Origin of the sequence: Flavobacterium sp. KACC 22763 (assembly GCF_028736155.1) — a bacterium.
Lineage (GTDB): Bacteria > Bacteroidota > Bacteroidia > Flavobacteriales > Flavobacteriaceae > Flavobacterium.
Genome location: NZ_CP117879.1, coordinates 5516373 through 5535647, shown reverse-complemented (window position 1 = coordinate 5535647; position 19275 = coordinate 5516373). Strand labels below are relative to the sequence as shown.

Here is a 19275-nt window from a genome sequence, read left to right as displayed (position 1 = left end):
TCATGAGAAAAACGAGAGCAATATATTTTGAATACAACGGTACTGTAGAGCATTTCGATTTTGGCACATTTTCATTATGTATGTATTATGCTACATTAATAAATTCTTTAAAGGCAAAAAAATTGTTTGAAGCTACTATTTCAGAATGGAAATATAGAGTTGAATATGATTTACCTGAAGACAATTTTACATCTGATGATGATATTGCACACTTTCAAATCTCAGAAATAACAGAAGCAATTGAATTTATTGAAGACATTTTAATTCCTTCTTTAAACAACGAAACAAAAGATATCTTATTGAAATATGGTGGGAAATCAAATTTCATAAAACTATATTATAGTAATGCTGGGTTTCTAAAATTTAATGGAATTACTGAGGATGAGTTTTTTGAAACTAAAGGTGAATCTTTAGCATATCACATGAATAGATTAAAAATAATACTGCAATATTCTTTAGATTTTAGTAAACCGTTTATGGTTTATGTAAACTAATAGAATACCCGATCGCGCAGATCTATCCCCCGCTGGCGCGAGCGTCCCGCTCGTGAACGCAAAGTATTTCTTACATTAGCTCAAAAATAATAAATGAGCAGAAAATACAAATTTGGAGATAAAACTGGAGCTTACTTTATAAGTTTTGCTACGGTATATTGGATAGATGTTTTTACGAGAGAAGAGTATTTTGGGAGCATTGTAGAATCATTAGACTACTGCAGAAAAAATAAAGGAATGGAGATTTATGGTTACTGCATAATGCCAAGCCACATCCATTTAATTTTCAGATCTGAAAATGGAGATCCTTCTGGCTTAATACGAGATTTCAAAGGTTTTACTTCTAGAAAAATGCTCAAAGCAATTGAAGAAAATCCGCAAGAAAGCAGAAAAGAATGGATGCTCTGGATGTTTGAAAGAGCAGGAAAGAAAAACAGCAATGTAAAATTCAGGCAATTTTGGCAGCAAAATAACAAACCTATTGAAATCTGGTCTTTAAAAGTTTTTGAGCAAAAGTTAAACTATATTCATAATACCCCTCTCGAAACTGGTTTTGTAACTAATCCTGTAGATTGGAAATACAGCTCTGCTAGAAATTATGGCGATAACGATCAAACTGTTTTAGAAATTGATATTAATTGACTTTCCTGTGTGTGCACGAGCGAGACGCTCGCGCCAGCAGGGGGCAAAAACTATAAAAAACAAAATTAAAGTTCTTACTGAATTCGAGAATATACTTTCATTAAAGGGTGTAAGAGACGATTTCAGATCTTTTATGTCTGTTCAATTTCCAAATGATAATATTGACGCATTTAATATTATGAGTGAACATATTGATCAAATCGAAAAAGAATTTAACAGATACAAATATCTAAAAAATAAAAATTTACAAATAAATTAAAAAATAAAAATGCTAATAACTCATCATTTTCTAGTTTTATGGGCAAGTAAATGGCGGGAGTATTTCAGAAAAAGTGCCAAATAAATTACCGCCTCGGTCTTTGAAAATCTTAATACTAGGATGATTACATATGATGAAACTATCTATATAAAGTCTCGATAATTTATTAGGGTTAATAATAACAATAGTATTACGTAAGTTATTGATACAATTAAGCTCAATTAATGCTTTATTTTTAGTTACATCTAAAATAGTAAGTTTATTATAGGCACAGTGAATGTTCCTCAAAACTTCATTATTCTCAAACTTAAGAGTTGTGATTAAATTATTATAGCAAATAAGATCAGTCAAATTATAGTTTTTACTTAGATCAAGAGTTTTCAGTTGATTATTACTGCAATTTAATTCTGTTAAATTTGTATTCTTACTTAAATCAAGTTGCGTTAATTTATTATGAATACAATAAATTTTTGTCAAAGCCTTATTTTTACTCAGATTTAAAGTTGAAATTTTATTATCAAAGCAATCCAATGTAGTCAAAGATGTAAAATATTCGATTCCCGATAAAGATGTAATATTCTTTCTTCTAACACTTATTACTCCATCATATGAAGCAACAGAAGAATGATTTGAAATGAATTTACCATCAGGAGTAAAAGCCAATGGAACTATTGTCTTTAAATAAGCTTTAAAATTTGCATCTGGTATTTCGGCGTATACTGGAGGTGGGTCATTTTTTTTAAAACAGCTATAACTGATATTTGCAATTGTAAGCATTACAGAAAAGATTATTATCCTTATCAAAACTGTCTTCTTCTTTTGCGTTCTAAATGTATTTTTTACCATTATTTCTTTAAAATGTCAATTATTGTATGCAAGTTTATAAATTAAATAATTTTTGAACAACACATTTGTAAGTTTTTTCAAAAGAAAACCCGATCGTGCAGATTTATCTCAGCAACGATAGCGCGGATTTGCAATCCGTGCCCGCAAAGATTGTTTTGTACCTATCTTGTCTTAAAATAGATTTACAAAAAATAATAACAACTCAAAGACAAAAAATCTTTGAGTTGTTTTAAAATCAAAAGAGAAAACCAAATCTCTTAAACTCCAAAAAAATACATTTTAAAAACTCTGGAAACTTAAAACCATAAGTTTCCTTACCCTACTATTGGCTATATCTAAGCCAATACAAACCTTATTTCTTTGTTTTACACTTCTGTAAAATAAAACCTATTGTGACGCCACTAACACAATTTTTAAACATTCAGATTACTTGCAATCATCCAAAATCAACAACTGTTTGTAAGTAACACATTTATCTGAATGCATTACGGTAAGCCCCTATAAGCCCGATTAAAAGCCTGTAAATTATTAAAAACCCGTAAAATTAATTAAAAATGAGTACAAATCACAACAGAATCAGAGTGGCGGATTTAGAAAAAAATCAGCCAAACAAAATTTTAAAAACAAATCAGAATGGTGAATTAGAATTTAGCGATGCAAACAATCTTCAAGTCGAAAGTTACAATGCCCTTGACTGTACCACCGAAGGAAAAGCTTTAGATGCCAGACAAGGAAAGGTATTAAAAGATATGATTGATAATGTCAATGTATCTCCTCCTTCTTTAGTGAATGATCTTACAACAGGAGGAACAACAAAAGCACTGACGGCTGAAATGGGAAAAACTTTAGAAAACACAAAGCTTACTGCATCATTAGCAACAGATGCAGAAACCCAAATAGCATCAACGGTAACTGAAGATAAAAAAGTTATTAGTCGTTCTAAATTGTTTAACTGGTGGGAGTGGGTTAAGAAACAATCTCAGACAATAACTGCAATCTGGACTTTCAAACTTGGTATAAAAGTAAATAACAGCACCGGCAATTATATTTATTCAACACAAATACTTGAAGACATGATAATTGCTCAATTAACTAGTGCTGGATATGGTACATATAAAGTTCAATACGGTTGGAATACTATTAGAATGTTTAATTCAAATGGTTATTATACACAGCTTGGTTTTATATCTTCAACACAAAATAACAATGTTAATCTTCCAAATAAATCAGGGACAGTTGCATTATTAAATGATTTTGTAACAACCGCCCCAGGTACTGCAACTGTTGCTCCTCTAGTGATTCCTAATGGAGTATTAACAATTGTTCCTCAAAATGGAGCAATTGAACGTGATATAAATGGTCAATTATGGGAAACTCATAACGGAGTTAGATCAAGCTTATTAACCACAAATGATATTAATATTGACCAATTTCTCGCTACAACATGGAAATCATCAATTACGCAAACGGCTTTTCTAAATTCTTCAATCAATAGTACTAGTGTTAAAACAGTATCGCTGCCTTCAAATGCTTTAGGCAGTTCTGATTCTGCAAATTTTCTTTTTAAAACATTTGACAAATATCATATAAAAAATTCGTCATACGAAACCCTTACACCACCTGCCTCAATAACTTTTGAAGTGTTTTTAAAGGGTAATGATTGCACATTCGGAGGGAATCAGTACATTAAATTGTATTCTTCCAAAAGAACAGATATACAAACAAATCAGTCGATTCGAAATTGTGAAATAGCCCTACATACCAATCTTGCAGTAATCAACGGTAACCCAGCATCATCATCTTTGAGTTTTTCATCACTTGCCTATGATAATTATGGAAATGTTTCGCAAGAAAATTTTAATCAATATTATTTACAAGCACTAAACGGTAATTACATAAAATTTAGCAATGCCTCTATATCTTTAGAGTATAGGATTTCTTGCGAGTTTAACGATCCTACAAATATTAATCGTAACAATGCTGAATGTCGTTCAATTTTTGATAATTTCTCATCTCTTTTCTTAAAATTATAAAACTGGAAATCTCAAATCCTAGAAGGTAGAAATTCTCTTAAAAGTAAATATGAAAGCTCAAAGACAAAAATCTTTGAGCTTTATTAAAAATATATTTTAAAGCTTAATCGAAAACTTAAAAAATACTAAATCTCCTGCTCTTTAATCATTTTTCTACAAACTTACCCTATTTATATCCACTCTCTTTACAACTCTGTAAAGCCCTAGAACATTCATGTTAAACCGCTAAGCAGCTCTTTTTTAAGCTCCATTTTTAGGCTCATCTTTACACTGTCAAAAGAAAAAAGAGTATAAAAACCTCTTAAAAACAAAGTCTTTTGAAAAAAATATTAAGGGAATAAATTGTTCCAACTGCTTAGAAAAATCCCTAAAAAAATTATGCATTTACACCCCAAAGATTGGTTAGATCTAACTACAATTTAATCATTCTGAATACGAACAAAATTAAAGTCAAAAACAAAATTAGAATATGCCAACTAATCCAATTCCTGCGATTCCAATTCCTACAGCACGATATTATCCGAGATTGTCCGAGATAATTACTGTAGACGATTTACCTGAATTCTTATCGTTTGTCGAAGATGGCTTGAACTCCATTTTTGATAAAATTCATTACAAAAATTTACAATATTCAAAAGGATATCGTGGTGATTCTGCCTTTTACAGTCTTGATATTGTTTCAAGTACAAAATTGGCCCTTCCCCTCCCTTTTGGTCTAGGTTTGGTTCTTAATCCAGATCTAAAAGACAATGATTCTTCTATATCATCATTTCCCATTACGTTAGAATATCAGTGGGAAATTCTGGCTTTCTTAAAAACATTTAGCGCCAGCAGTTTCTCCTTTTCTATGGAGGATTTTTATACTGTAGGACTTCAGGTTTTCCGCATCAGCGAAGAACAGGTTGTAGCTCATATGATGAATATTTTTGTAGAAGCTCAAGAAGGAAAAACAAAATATGAACAGCTTTTAGCTGATATTAATACATTTGATGAAGTTAGCAGTGATCCTACATATCAGGAATTAAAATTTCCAGAAAATGTAGAGCAATCTATTCAAAGTGTTATTGATGTAATCAATACGAATCCTCTTTTTACCAAATCGATTCCGTTATTACTTTTCGGAATTTACATTGCTAGAAATGGTTTTACTTTAGACGAAATCAAACAAAAATTACAAGATTTCTACAACATTGTAGCTCCAGACGGAATCGAAGCTCACATTAAAAGAATTATTACTCCAAAAGCGAAAGCAACCTTAGCTTTAAGCGCCGGTATTGAGTTTCCAAGAAACATCTTAAAACCTGTCCTTTCTAATGGGGCTGATTATGGTAATGGCACTGAAAAATCCATATTTATATTTGGTCAAGCGCAATTGTATGCTGATACCGAAGAAGGCATTGGCTATCAATTAGAAATGGGAGGCTCTCTTGCACCTTCAAATTATGCCATGATTGGCAATACGGGTTTACTTCTTCAATTAGACACTTTAAAAGTCGATTTAAGCAAGAAAACCAATATCTCAGAAGCCGATGCTGACGGACGTCCAAATGATTTCGTTGGAGTATATGCTCACGCTGTTTCGGTAACTCTCCCTTCAAAATGGTTTAATAAAGTTCCTGAAACTCCAGGAAGCACAACTCCAACACTACAAATTGGTGCTTCAGATTTATTAATAGGTACAGGTGGGCTTTCTGGAAATATTTATCTGGAAACAGTTCCGAGTACAAATGGTACTTTTAGTTATTTCAACGACAAATTCAATTTTAATTACCCAATCACCATGTTCGAAAAGGACGAAAACGGTGTGGCTAATAAAAAAGAAATTGCTGATTACCAATCTTTACTTGTCTTTTTACAAGAATTGAACAGTAAAAATTTGCCTTATGCATTTGATTATCCTTTATCGTTAACAACTATTAATGATTCAACCACTTATGTTTTTACCGAAGCAAAAGATTATCAAAGCTTTGTAACCGAACTTTACGACAATACGCTTTGGAAAACTATTGGTTCTGAGAAAAAAGGATTCAAAGTAGGCTTCAATAAATTTGATATTACTTTCAAACAAAATAAAGTTGTCAGCTCTAATATCAAAGGAGCTTTAGAAATTCCTAAACTTAAAGAAAAAAACGGCACTCCATTAAAAGTTAATCTTGAAGGACATTTGTATGATGACGGAGATTTTAACCTTACTGCTTCATTCCCAAAAGATAATAAACCGCAAGCAAATCTTTTTGACCTTGTAAATATTGATTTCCACAGTTTCGAACTTGGTAAACAAGATGACGATTACTATTTAGGCACTTCTTGTTATGTTTCTTTCCCTCAAGATACTTTAATGGGAAGTTTATTAAAAGGAAAAGGATTTGAGGTTGAAAAACTGCGTGTGTACAGCGATGGAAATATTGAAGTCGAAGGAGGATCAATTCCTATTCCGATTAGTCTTTCTGTTAATTTAGGTCCAGTTCAAATGGCGGTTACGAACATCAACTTTGGTTCAACCCAAATTAACGGCCGTAAATATAATTTCTGGGGATTTGATGGAGCAATCAGTATTAATCCGCTTGGAGTTGATGCTCGTGGTGAAGGAGTAAAATATTATTATTCTACAGATGGAGGTCCAAAAGATTCATTTATCAGAATCCAAACTATTGAAGTAGATTTAATTATTCCAGGAACCGCTACAGAAGCTTCGGCTATGGCCATTATTCACGGAATGATTTCGCTTCCTGAGCCTGGAAAATCTAAAGAATTTATTGGTGAGGTTGGTTTAAAACTGCCAAAAGCGAAAATTTCTGGAAGTGTTGGCATGCGTTTTATGCCTAAATATCCTGCCTTCTTAATTGATGCCAGTATTGAATTGCCTGTTCCTATTCCGCTTGGATTCTTGTCTATTAATGCCTTTAGAGGTTTATTAGGATTTAGATATGTCGCTACGAAAGAAGCTGTAGGATTAACAAAAGACGATTCATGGTATAAATATTACAAACATCCGAAGCCGGGTATCAATATTAAAAAATTCAGTGGCCCGCCAGATTCAATGCAGTACAATTCTCCATTCTCTATTGGAGCTGGAGCCACTTTTGGAACCGTTGCTGATGGCGGACATGTATTGTCATTGAGAGCCATGCTTTTATTGTCTCTGCCTACTCTGTTTTATATTGAGGCGGGACTGAATGTTATTTCTTCAAGATTAGGACTGATTGAAGATGACCCGAGTAATCCACCGTTCTTTGCCATGGTTGCTTTTGGAGACGATTCATTAGAATTAGCAGCTGGGGCTGATTTCAGCATTCCTAAAGACAGCGGACAAATTATTAAGCTTCATGCCTTATTAGAAGCTGGATTCTTCTTCAAGAATCAGAAGCCTTGGTATGTAAATCTTGGCTCTAAAAATGATCCAATTACAGCAGAAGTTTTGACCTTATTTACAGCAAAATCTTTTATTATGATTTCTGCTCAAGGTATCGAAGCTGGAGCAAGATTAGATTTCAAATTACAGCAGAGTTTTGGTCCAGCCAAAGTTAAATTATGGGCTTATTTGGAGATGGGCGGAAAAATCTCGTTCAAACGTCCTCAAATGGGTGGTTACATTAGCGCTGGCGGAGGAATTCAGATTAAACTGTGGATTATTAATGTCGAAATTGCTTTAGATACCATATTCTCTGTAGAATCATTTAAACCTTTCTTGATTTATGCCAAACTAGAACTGAGTGTTCGTGTGAAGATTGCTTTCGTAAGGGTACGTAAAAACTTCACTGTTGAACTGCAATGGGACATTAACCGAGTTATTGATCGTACGCCATACAGCCCGCTTCCAAAGGGAACTGTCGGTGATGGTGAAGATGACAGAACATTGGAAAATGTTAAAGGGGTTCATATGTTGACCAACCAGGCATTTACTTTGGATTATTTCAAATCTGCTGGTGAAAAAAATTATGATGAAGACAAACTTTATCCAGACGGTACGCCAAGACCTGAGTTTATTACGTCAGTAATTCCTTTGGATACTTATATCGACATTAAAACGGCTAAAGGATTAGTACCTAGTACTGAATTAGCCAAAAAAATTGGCGGATATACGGTTGAGCCTAAAAACTATACAGACATGATGCCTCCTGAAGGAACATCAAAAGCGGGTAGAAAAATACGACAGGTTAAGCATGAATACGGAATCAAATCGATCAATTTAAAATCTTGGAATGGCTCTGCTTGGGTAGATTATAATCCGTTTGAAGCTGTTGTAGAGAATAAAGAAGGGCCTCGTAATCAGGTTAAAGATTTGCCTTGGGCACATTGGCAAAAAGCAATTGATCAGTACGATTCTATTCGAGTATTAGCAACAAACCCGTTCTCGTTTTTAAGTGCGGCAGAACCAGGCTGGCATGTTCCTGAACAATTAGGAATTACGTCTACAAAACTATTCTGTTCATCAACAGAAATTGAAAAACAGCATATGGATTTCCTTAACAAACAAATTGGAAAGCGTTACTATGTGCCAATGCAGTATGAAGCTGACAAAATAAACAAATTGTTTTTTAGACTTATTGGAGAACTTCCTTTAATTGTTGGCAACTACACTATGGAAGGTGGTGATTTTATGAGCATTACTGCTGATCAGAATAATTTTGGGTACCGTAGATCTTTAACTTTTAAAAACGAAAACGAATTAGAAATCATTTTCCCAGAATCGTCTATTGATCCTGAATTAAGGCTTACCACTCAGGCAAAAGAAGTAAAAATTACAGCTTATACTGCCACATTTAATGATGGCGATAAATTAGTATCATATATGCCTGTAAGCTTTAGCAAAACTAAGACTGACGAATTTTCTCTAGAACAAACTTACTTGAAAGCGGAATTTTCAAATGCAATAACCTTATATACTGAGGAAATTGATGGTCAGAAGAAAAAAATAGATAAAATTGTAATTAGTCCCGTTTCAGCAAATGCAAAACGTATTAAAGAAATCAGAAATGAAATTGCAGCTTTATTTGATGATACTTACGATGAGCGTAGTGGAGAAACTGAAATTACGCTAACAGATCCTATAAAAATTACCAAATACAATTCGTTAATGACTGAATTGACCAATCTGAAATTGGATGCTGGTAATGAAAATCCTAATGCCGAAAGTAATCCAAATGCATTGACTTTTACTCATTATTATGGCTATAATGGAAGAGCTTTATATGATTTCGATAAGGTAATTAAATTCAAAGATTCGTATGTAGTAACATTCCATCCAAAAGAGAATCCTAAAACTACAATTCTATTACATGTCAATTCTGATGGTGCTATTATTGGAGAACGTTTAATCAATGGAATTGTAACTTCTCTGCAGGTTGTAAATGATCATTTGTTAGTAACCCAAGCCTTAAATGCAGAACAATGCAAAGGAATTGGAGAAGCAACAATCGATCTTGACTTTATTATAGGATGCTCCTCTCCTATTGCTGCAACTGCAATTGTTGAAATGGATGAAGAACTAAATCCGATTCTAGGAACGCAATATTTAAATACTTATTCTTTAGGCTTTAACAAAATATTGCCATTAGCCAATAATGATCTTCTTTGGATTAATAATACATCATCAACTGAAACTCAAATCAGTTGGATAAAAGGAAGCGACAGAACTGTGGTTTATCGTTCTAAAGTTAACGGAGAAGCAGTTAAAGTTCTCCAGTATAATGAGAATGAATTTAGTTTAATTACTAAGGATAAAAAAGTTATTCGTTTAGGCGTCAACAATGTATCAAAAGTAATTTCTGTAACGGATACAAAAGTAATTTCTACAACTGATGTAGTTGAAATTGTCGATGCCATAATTGCCAATAATAAAACGCTGCTTTCTGTTAAATTATCGAATGACAAATTTGCCTTGGCACAAATTGATGGAGACACTCTATCATTAGTAAAAAATGACAACATTTTTGATTCGGCAATTTATTTATCTAATCAAACATTAAATGATCATTCAGTTGTGGCTTACAATACGCATTATTTATTTGTATTGAATGAAACTTTGACCCAAGCAAGATTAATTAAGAGAGAATCAAATGTTACGGATGCTTCAATCATACATATTCAAAATGAACCATCTGTAAATGAAATTCTGATGCTTTCTAGCAAGCCAAAAGAAAAAGGTGTTTATTTTTCATTGTTTAACGATACGTTTAATAATTGTTCTTTACATCCTGCCGAACAAGTTTCTGTCACTAATTCCACAACAACTTTAACAAACGGAAGTGTCAATTATTCAGCACTGGATTTAATCAACGGATTAGATTTTAGAAGAAGTATTAGAAAATCAAACATAATTACAACTGATGCTGTTATTTGTTCAAATCTAGTAAATACTGAAGATCCAGAACTTAATTACACTACTTGTATTCAGAGAGTAGATTGGTTTAGTAAAGAAGAGTATTATCATAATAAAACGATTTTGGATATTCCTGCCGTAGCTGAGCAATTACAAGCGATGAAAAATGCGGTCGAAACAACAGTACAGCCAATTTGGAGACCAAATACGACATACTGTTTAGATTTTACCTTAACAGATACGGTTGATGATAATAAAAAGAATCCTGTAGAATTTAAATATTATTATGGATTTAAAACCCTTGGACCAGTTGGGCATTTCCCAGTTAAGGATCCTGAAGCAATTGATCCTCAAAATCCGCCGGCGAAAAATGAATTGACAGCATTGTCTAAATCTCCGCTCACTTCATTGAGAAATTATTTGGATTATAACCGTTCTTATCCAAATGCAGATGGAAGTTTATTACAGTCTAAACCTTCATTCTACGGCAGTGAGCAATGTGATATTTCTTTATTCTTTACGAGTACATATACTTCTCACATGTTTAAAAATTGGGCAGAATACGAAACGGAAAGACCTGAGATTAAAGGAAAACTTAATCTTTTCATTAAAGATCCGCTAACTGATCTTCTTATTGAATATCCTATAAAACCATTGGTAGAAGGACAAGAAGAAATCGCTTATCCACAACCGATAGAAAAAGATAATAGCGAAGAATGGACTGATGATAATGATCCTAGAATTCCATTGGGTGTTAGAATGTTAAACAATTTTATTGAAGATCCTTCTAAGACGCGATGCGCTCTTGTGTTAGGAAATCCTTTAAAACCAAAATCATTAAAATACAAAACAACTTTAACCAATTTAAAACCTTCTAAACTGTATACTGTTTTAGTCAATAACTTTTTTGATGGTGCTCAAATAGGAATTTCAAGCGAAAGCAAAAACATCCTTGTTCATCAATTTGGATTCCAGACTTCGCGTTATGAAGATTTTAAAGAACAAGTTCAGAGTTATTTTGTTGATAAAGAAAAAACTAAAGAAGCTTTGTATGATGTGAATGTTAATCTTGATCAGGAACGTATTGATGCTTTGCATTATTTAATCGCTCCTAAAACTGATACTGCTACAAATGCATTGAGCGATTCAATGGCTACAAAATATCAACATTTATTTGATCGTGCGACCGAAGGAATCTTAAAACTCTCTCCTCTTGATCCTGCTCAGGGTACCGAGGTGAATAGAATTATTGACACGAATACTGGAGCGACGATAGCGCTTTTAGTTCGAAACCCAGAGCCTTTTAATATTCCTAAAATACCTTTAGAAGAAATTCAAGATACTATTTCTGTTTTAGATGAACTAGGAAATCCAATATCTGGATACAGTGTACTGCATTCAAAAGATTACTCGCAAGCTTTGATCATGCATAGCAGCAAAATCATTTCTGGAATAGAAAACTTGAAAATCAGGTTTAAATACAAAATGTGGAATAACGAAGGAAGTGGTCCTTTAACAAACACAATTGATACGCAGATACTGCCATTATACAATACAAATCTTTAAAAAAATAAGAAAAAAATGAGTTCTATAAATCTTCAGGAAAGCCAGCTCTCGGGCTGTGCAACTTATGTAGCAATTGTAGTCGACGAATCTGGTTCGATCAATGGAAACGAAGCACAGCAGATTCGTGACGGACTATCTTTATTTATCAATTCTCAAAAACAAAGTAATATCACACTTTCGTTAATCGGAATGTCTAACAGCGATACTGCTGTTAGACTCGATAACGTCATTCAGAAAAAAATTTCGAGTAATTATCAAGATTTTATTGATTGGATTGATTTATATGGTCTTGGAAATGAAAGCATTCAATCAGATTATTGGGCTTCTGGTTTAAATGTTGCCAAAAACTTATCTGTTACTCCAGATATTGTCTTTGTAGTTACTGACGGTCTGCAAGTCAATAATTCTGAGTTTTTAAAAAATCTGTTTACTGAGTTAAATCTTAACTCAAAAGTTTTTGTGTACGGAGTGACAAGCTCGTTTGATACTATTGAAGAACTGACAACACCGCTTACAACCTTTTTAGGAAGAACACCAATTTTAAAAAATGATCAGACTTCTGCCTTAGATTCAGATTATATCAGAGTTCCCGATTTCAATACTTTAGGAATCGAATTAAATAAACTTGCAACCAATTTATCTGATTTACAGATTGGCTGTTTTCCTAGCGTCAGCATTATTGACGATAATTTAGCTTATCCTTCTTTAAGAAAAGGCATTAGAATTAGTAAACCATGCGGAACTTTACTTCTAAAAAATAAAAGCCGAGTTCCGCTGACTTTAAGTGGCGGAACAAAAATTCATAGAGAAAAAAATCTGAATGGGCTTATTTTTAAGCTTGATAACTCGGTAACTATTCCAGGAAAATCCGAAGTTGAAGTTCCTATTCGAATTGAAGGGAAAGCTTTAGCACTTGGTCATTTTTCAGCTCTTGTTGATCTAAACAATGTTTTTAATCCTTTAGGAATTAAGATTGATTTTAATGTCGGCAGAGAATCATCAATAATTGATATTTCTTCAGAAAAAACAAATCTGCAGTCGGCCTATTTACAAATCGCCGCAGCAGGTTCAAGAGGAATTGACAGTACAAGAGGAATTCACCTTCGATGGGTGCTGAATGGCAAACTGGGGGAAAATCACCTTCCTAAAGGTGAATTGTACGATGGCGAAAATTCTAATTCTAGTTTTAATAAACCTGATGACTTTGTAAAAGTCTACAGAGCGCCTTATACAAAAATCAGCCAAACAGTAGACTTGACTCAAAATCCAAATGTTGTTGACAACAAAAAGGCGCTTTGGATTTATAAAACAGCAAATCCGCAAAGATCGGTTTATGTTAATTTTAAAGATGACAAGAAATATAAATCAATTAAACTTAGCATTGATCCATTAACTAATCCTGTTGGTTTTATGCAAGCCTATGGAAATAGTTTGGTGGAAATTGAAACCAAAACAGATTTATTCTTTGCTGCCGAATTAGATTTTTCATCTTCAAATGCTTCAAAAAGTGTAAAACTGGAAACATTATCTGTTGCCGAAAACAAAATTACCGCTTCTAAAAATGTTAGCAACCGTAAAACCTACAATTCAGAGCAATTAAATAATAAAATTCGTGTAGTTGCTGAAAATGGAAGAAGTATTCGATTTAAAGCCAATTATTGCCTTTTAAATGCTATTCAATTTGAGTTTTATTCTGATTTCATTACTAATGCTAATGCAAACGGAGACTGGATTTTGAAAGGAAAATATGGTCTTGACACAAATGACTTTAAAGTTTTTGAACAGCTTGAACCAAAGTTAAACGCTGTTCATGGAAAATGGTTAAAATTTAATGATGGTGAATATGTAAACATTAAAAACTATAAAGCAAAATGGAACAGACCAACGGTTGAAAATGATATTACTGACGAAAACATCAAAGATATTGTACTGGAATATATCAAGTTAAGTAAATCCGATAATCCAAGAGCCGAAAAAAGTATTCCTTTTGGTGATCGCATACCTATTAATGATCCAAAAGATGGAGAAGTACAGCAATACGCTGACAATTTAACCGAAATATCGTATCTGGATATCTTAAACATTGCTGCAAACGATTATCACGTTGCACGTATGTTAGGTTTAGGTTGTTTAGATCTTGATGAAGAAGTTTATAATGGCGAGTACATTTACTTAACAGAATATACCACTTTTGGAAGTTTAGAAGATGGCATAGAAGGAAAAGAAATGCAGCATCTTTCGATGAGTATTCCAACTTCTGTAGATACAGAACGTATGCCTCTTCCTGTTCAGTTAAGCAAAATTGTTCCTGGATTAAATGCTGGTTCAGATGAAAACTCAAATACCCAAATTACAGATCTTGAAGGTTACAGTTTTGATGGAAAAAAAAGGTATGTGAGCTTGTTTATGGATGATGTAATGGATTATGATACTGTCAATCCCTATTCAAAAAATGACTTTTTCAAATCATCATCAGAATATGATGGAAGTACTTTTACTTTTCCTGTATATTTAGGAATTGATCATAAAATTGCTTCTGAAACAACATGGAAGAATCCAGAATTATCACACGATGTTGAATACAAAAGTGTCAATCAAAATCTAAAAGAATCAGAATTTGAAACCGTTCCAATTAATATTCCTGAGCCTGGAAAATCAGTTTTAAATGCTATTCAGGAACAAACTGGAGAAAACACCTATATCTATCAAGGATACGGAATTAATATTTTCTCGAGAGCCACATCTGGACGTCAAATTAGTATTAAATCTGACATTAAACCTGCCAATAATTTAATGCCTCCGAGCAATATGAATGCTCTTTTGGTTACAGAGGAAAATCCGTTATTATTTACTTCTCAATCAGAACAACAACTATTAGGTAAGATTACTGGTGCAGATAAAACATTAGTCAGAATTATGTTTGATTATTATTCTGCTCAGGAATTGTTAAGTTATCCTGTTCCAAAAGAAATATCTGTTGAAGATGCAGAAACCGATACAGAATCTATTTTTCCTGATACTGAAGAAATATTGGCAGATCATTTTAAACTGTATTACAAAGACGGACTTCCTGAAGTTGAATATGGTGAAATTGAAATTATTGACAACGATACTGCCAATAACCTTACTGCAATTGTAAAAATAAGAGAGTATAGAATTATCAGTAGTGGTCAGCAGGTCAAAATTGGATTAGACGATGCAAATAAAACCAGGTTTACTGGGGGGATTTTAACTATTGGAGATCAAAATTATATCATTCAAAATATCGAAGTTAAACTTAAAAAAGATGAAAATTCTAATGATGTTTTTGACTATGCTCTAATTGAAGTACTGAAAAAAGAAGTAACTGACAAACTTCATGCTGATGGAGATGCTACAATCGATTCTGAACAAATTCTAGACATTAAATATCCTGAAAGCAGATTATGCACACTGGTGCAAAATATGCAGACAGTTTCAAATTGGCATGATCCACAAATTGATTTTACAGTTCAATATCCTGAAAATTTAAATAAGATTCACCGTGAAGTTATTGATCACACCAATGAAAATGGAGAGAATCTGCAAGTCGAAAAAACAAGAGGAGTTTGGAATAAAGCTGTAATTGAAAGAGTTTTTGAAGATTCGTATGAAATGGATGAAAATGGAGAGTACAAAGTAGATAAAGAAGGCGATCTAATTCCATTACCAAAAGGTCAGAAAAAACATTTAGGATTATATAAAGTTATTTTCAAAAACTTTAGTTTACCTCAGCATCTTCAATTTAAATCGGAGAAAGAAAACTCTGTAGAATGGTCAAATGGTATTGTAAGATTGTTTACAAAAAATGCTTTTAAAGAAGGAAATTCGGTCCCTGTAAAATCGAGAAAAGAGTTTAAGGTTTTTAAAACCGAAAACATTGGTACAACTGGAAATCTAGTCTTATATATTGACGATCCTGATTTTAAACTTGGTAATTACGTCACACAAACCATGGCTGAGGACTATGATGAAATTTTAGGTTCTGAAGATGGTCCTCGTGAAGAAAATGAAGCTCCAAGCTATACAGATGAAATTGTTTCGCAAAGTGTAAACTACTATCCAAGTTACAAGGTTTACTTGTATGCAGATCCAGTTTCGGGAATCACAAAAGAAAACATTCAACCAAGAGAAAATGAAAATACTCACTACTCTAGTTTTGGAATCAGTACATATTCAAAGCCAGCTATCGGTTACAAATCAAAAATTAGTATTCCTTGTCCAATGTATGCTGTCAAGGTCGAGAAAACTGAAAAACCTGAAGAGATCATTGGCGGTAGTTTGTACGCAACACGTCCAGATTTTTACAACCGTTCGACTTTTACTTTCACAACTAAGTATAATCAAGACCGAAAACCTTATGGATTATTGCATTACAGAGCCAATGATGAAGACTTGTTGAATGTTTTATTCAAACCAACAACCGTAAGTACAATCCGTGAAGAATTAAACAAACTGGGTGGAAATGATGAAATTGACTTTAACAATAGATGGGCAGACTTTTTAGATTTTAATGAACTTGCCACAAGAGGTCAATATGATATTTTTCCAAAAAATAATCTTGAAGAAAATTATCAATTTCCAATGCCTGACAATGACGAGTTTATAGAACTAATTAATGACTTTATCAAATGGCATAACAGCACTTTAGATGTAAATGCAAAAAAAGCAGAAGAAATTATTTCAATAGAATCACTTAATCAGGTTCTTATTTCTGAAGATAAAGGAGTTCAGGAACCAATGTTAGCGGTATATTTTATTGAACAAGCTATTTACAATGCCTTTGTTCCATTAACTGAAGTGCCTGTAATTTATGAGTATATCAAAGGTAATGAGTATGTGCCGGTTAATAAAAAACAAACCATTAAAGATAAAAACGGAAATGCTTTAAAACCAACTGATGCCGATTTTGATATTGCTCCAATGATGAAAGTTGTAAATGAAAACCAAAACAGAGTCCAATTTACCGATTTTAATCTGGATGGAAATTCGCAAAACATCTATTTCTACGCTGTTCGTGAAATGGACATTAAAATGAATTTTGGAGAGTTTAGTGATCTTTTAGGACCTGTGAAATTAGTGGCTTCTACTCCACCTAAAACTCCCGAAATTAAAAGAATTATACCAATTCTTGAAAATAAAGTATTAGGAATTAAGCCCGCTGTTCAGATCGAGTTAAATGCATATCAGCCAGAATATAAAATTAGAAAAATCAATATTTATCGCGCTAATACAATGCTTGATGCCCAATCCATAAGAACAATGAAACTGGCTAAAGAAATTGTAATCGATGAAGATACTTTATCGACAGATTTTGAAAATGTATGGACTGTTTATGACGATTTTGAAGATTTAGAAGAAGTTCCTTTTGGAGATGGTCTTTTTTACAGAATCACAGTTTCTAAACAAATTGAGTATGCTGATCCAGAATCAACTACCGAAAGTCCGATTAAAAATGTTGATTATGCACCATCACAGCCTTCAAAAATTACAGCAACAGTTATTGTTGATAATGTTTCGCCTGAATCTCCAATTTTGGAAGCTTCTCGAACTGTCACGGGAGCAAATGGTGAAATCTTAAAGACTGTCGTCTTCAACTGGGAAAAAACAGTTTATAATGGTAAATATCATTTATACAAAATGAACGGTCAGGGGAATTGGGAGAAGATTCATGAAGTTTCAACAAATCTCAAAAATGTTGCCTTACCGCTTCAGCAGACTAAATTAAAAACGGATGAATTGATTATTAAAAATGAAGACGGTGACAGAATCTACCATCATTTTAAAGCAATTTCAGAAAACGCATCAGGCATGTTAAGCAGCGACGAAAAAATCCTAACTCTTTAAAACTTATAAATACCAATGGATCTAATCATTGGTATTTATTTCAGACCTATTAAAACATTTAAAAGCAAAGAAATAAAACTAAATAAAATGGCAACAAGCAGAAATGACTTTCACAACAAATTCAACAATGGGGATATTCCGTCGCACTTTGACTTTGTCGAAATTTTTGACAATTTCGTTCATAGAGACGATGACAAGGCCAATTTACAAATGGTCGAAACAGGAACAGATAACCAACGATACATCACTCCCGCGCTTTTAAAAGCCGCATTTCAAAATGCGGGAATTATTGCCGGTAATTGCTATGTTCCTTACAAAGAGTTTCAAGATAACTTTTCAGGATCATCTATTCAGCTAGATTCTACTCCTATTGCAGACAGCGCTAAAGTCTATAAAAACGGACAGTTACTAAAAGAAATTGAAGATTATAATGTAAACTATGACAGTGGTGTCCTTACATTTTCGGAACCTATAAGCGGTCGAAATATTGAAATAAATTACTGGTCTAAAAATTTTGATACTGAATCTGAAGGATCTGGTTCTAATCCGATTCTTGGCAGTTTGTCTATTCCTTTCAAAGAAAATTTTGATGAACTAACTTTTAATAATGATAAAATCACTTTAACAGAAATTCCCGTAAAAGACAGTATCAGAATTTATAAAAATGGTCAGCTGCTTCGAGAAGGCACAGGCAAAGATTATGATGTAGATTATAACAATGGTCTTATTACATTTTCAGCCGTAATAAGCGATCGTAATATCGAAGTTGATTATTGGTACAAAAGCACTGTCACTTTATCCGATTTGGAGTTGAACACCAAATATGTTGATTTAACAACGGCTCAAACAATTGGAGGAAATAAAACTTTTACAGAAGCTGTTGAAGGTAAAAGCTTTATTAAAACTGGCGGAACTTCAAATCAATTCTTAATGGCAGACGGCTCGGTATCAACTTCTCCAGGTTCTGACTACGATGCTGGACATTCTATAGGCGTAATTCCTTTCACCGGAGGTTATCAAAAATTCAGCAACGGATTAATATTGCAATGGGCTCGTTTAATGAGTAATGCTAATACATACACTTTCCCTTTAACCTGGCCACATGGTGCTTTGAGTGTTATGGTATCGACTATAAGAACAAATTCAGGAAGTAGAGGATACAATCACGTAGCCAATGTTACAGAGAGCACTTATTATGCCCTTATCGATGCCAATGAAGGATATATGTTCGCAATTGGATATTAACTA

7 protein-coding genes are annotated in these 19275 nt (G+C 33.1%); 6 read left to right on the top strand and 1 reads right to left on the bottom strand.

The window, feature by feature from the left end; translation table 11 throughout:
• The first annotated feature begins 2 nt into the window (after window positions 1–2).
• Both PQ463_RS23310 and PQ463_RS23305 read left to right on the top strand, forming a co-directional pair.
• Complete coding sequence (locus PQ463_RS23310; protein WP_274255709.1) at window positions 3–494, top strand: hypothetical protein; 492 nt, start codon at window positions 3–5, stop codon at window positions 492–494.
• 93 nt (window positions 495–587) lie between these two features.
• The gene (locus PQ463_RS23305; protein WP_274255708.1) at window positions 588–1136 is read left to right on the top strand and encodes an REP-associated tyrosine transposase; all 549 of its coding nucleotides are present in this window, start codon (window positions 588–590) and stop codon (window positions 1134–1136) included.
• Between the two features lie 295 nt (window positions 1137–1431).
• On the opposite strand, the gene PQ463_RS23300 is transcribed toward PQ463_RS23305, so the two are convergent.
• Window positions 1432–2172 (bottom strand): leucine-rich repeat domain-containing protein, encoded by a 741-nt coding sequence (locus PQ463_RS23300; RefSeq protein ID WP_274255707.1) that lies wholly within the window; start codon window positions 2170–2172, stop codon window positions 1432–1434.
• A gap of 623 nt (window positions 2173–2795) precedes the next feature.
• On the opposite strand from PQ463_RS23300, the gene PQ463_RS23295 reads away from it, so the two are divergent.
• The 4 genes from PQ463_RS23295 (at window position 2796) to PQ463_RS23280 (ending at window position 19272) form a co-directional block, all read left to right on the top strand.
• Window positions 2796–4274: a hypothetical protein gene (locus PQ463_RS23295; RefSeq protein ID WP_274255706.1), complete on the top strand. Its 1479-nt coding sequence runs from the start codon at window positions 2796–2798 to the stop codon at window positions 4272–4274.
• A 469-nt stretch (window positions 4275–4743) separates the two neighbouring features.
• Window positions 4744–12162 carry a hypothetical protein gene (locus tag PQ463_RS23290; RefSeq protein WP_274255705.1) on the top strand — a complete coding sequence of 2473 codons (7419 nt, stop codon included), beginning with the start codon at window positions 4744–4746 and terminating at the stop codon, window positions 12160–12162.
• A 15-nt stretch (window positions 12163–12177) separates the two neighbouring features.
• Complete coding sequence (locus tag PQ463_RS23285; RefSeq protein ID WP_274255704.1) at window positions 12178–18027, top strand: vWA domain-containing protein; 5850 nt, start codon at window positions 12178–12180, stop codon at window positions 18025–18027.
• 15 nt (window positions 18028–18042) lie between these two features.
• Window positions 18043–19272, top strand: coding sequence for a DUF8818 domain-containing protein (locus PQ463_RS23280; protein ID WP_274255703.1), 1230 nt, complete (start codon window positions 18043–18045; stop codon window positions 19270–19272).
• The last annotated feature ends 3 nt before the right edge of the window (window positions 19273–19275 follow it).